This is a genomic window from Enterovirga sp. CN4-39, from assembly GCF_049446235.1.
In the GTDB taxonomy this organism is placed as follows: Bacteria; Pseudomonadota; Alphaproteobacteria; order Rhizobiales; family Beijerinckiaceae; genus Enterovirga.
The window spans coordinates 1-1,484 of sequence record NZ_JBMSEF010000055.1; the positions used below are offsets into that span (position 1 = coordinate 1).

2 protein-coding genes are annotated in these 1,484 nt (G+C 71.2%); both read right to left on the reverse strand.

Annotated elements, in window-relative coordinates; translation table 11 throughout:
* On the reverse strand, positions 1-493 hold a 493-nt coding region (locus ACO2SS_RS28730; RefSeq protein ID WP_423281290.1), incomplete at its 3' end, for a CoA-binding protein.
* Between the two features lie 6 nt (positions 494-499).
* Positions 500-1,484 (reverse strand): acyl-CoA dehydrogenase family protein (locus ACO2SS_RS28735; RefSeq protein ID WP_423281291.1); only part of this gene is annotated, 985 nt, incomplete at its 5' end.

Here is a 1,484-nt window from a genome sequence, read left to right on the forward strand (position 1 = left end):
GCGACGCGACGAAGATGCCGCCCTGGCGGATCTCCGGCTCAGCGAAGGCACCGTTCGCGGTCAGCCGGAGACCGTTGGTGGCGTTGACGATGCCGATGCTGTTGGGACCGAGCAGACGGGTCGCGCCGCCAGACAGGATGCGCCGCAGCTCGGCCTCGCGGGCGCGGCCCTCCTCGCCCTCTTCGGCGAAGCCACCCGCCAGTACCGTCACGACGGGCACGCCCCGCTCGACGCAGGCTGACACGGCATCGAGCACGCCGTCGGTCGGCGCCAGGATGAAGGCGTGGTCCGGCACCTCCGGCAGGTCCGCGAGGGACGGGTAGGCGCGCACGCCCTGCACCGTCTCGCGCCGCGGATTGACCGGATAGATCGCGCCCGCGAACCCCGCATGGCGCAGGAACGCCATCGGGCGCCCGCCGGTCTTGGCCGGATCGTCCGAGGCGCCGACGAGCGCGACGCTCCGCGGCCGGAGAAGGGATTGCCCGAGGCTCATGCCGGACTACTCGGCCGCCTGGGCGGCCGGGCGCTCGGCGCGCGGCGGGCGCTGGTCGAAGCGGCGGTCGAAGACGTGCTCGGCGATGCGATTCTTGAGCATCTCGATCGAGCCGCCGGCGATCATCCAGCCGCGCGTGCGGCGCATGCAGTATTCCGCCAGCGCCTCGGTCGAGTAGCCCATGCCGCCCATCACCTGCACGGCCTCGTTGGCTGCGTCGAACCCTGCCTGGTTGCAGGCGAGCTTCGCCATCGCGGTCTCGGCCGCCGAGGGCAGCTGGCCTTCGGGCGTCGAGGCCGCCCGATAGAGCAGGAGCTGGGCGGATTCCAGCTTCACGGCGAGATCGGCGAACTTCCATTGCAGGCCCTGGAACTCGCAGAGCGGCCGGCCGAACTGCTTGCGCTGCAGGGCGTGGTCGCGGGCGAGATCGAAGGCGTAGCGGCCGAGCGCAAGGGCACGAGACGAATTGCCGAGCCGCTCGACATTGAAGCCCGCGATCTGCCGCTTGAAGCCGCCCGGTCCGAGCAGGACGTTCTCGGCCGGAATGCGGCACTCCTCGAAGTAGAGCTGCGACCATTCCTCGCCGCTCATGAAGGCGGAGGGCTGGCCGATCGTGAAGCCCGGCGTGCCGCGCTCCACGAGGACGGAGCCGATCCCGCCCACGCCGGGGCCGAACCGCACATAAATCAGGAAGACCGAAGCCTCGGGGCTGTGGGTCGAGAAGACCTTCGAGCCGTCGATGACGTAGCCGCCCGCGCCATCGGGGCGCGCCGTCGTCTTGAGGTCGGTCGCGGCCGAGCCGGCATCCGGCTCGGACATCCCGAGGCTGATCACCGTGCGGCCCGCCAGGAGGTCGGGCAGGAAGCGCGCCTTCTGCTCGGGGGTCGCGTATTCCTGGAAAGTCCGGATGGGCCCGAAATTCCCCGCCTGGATCGCGTCGGCGCTGCGCGGGCAGGCGGCCGCGACCTGCTCGATCGCGATCACGGCGTCC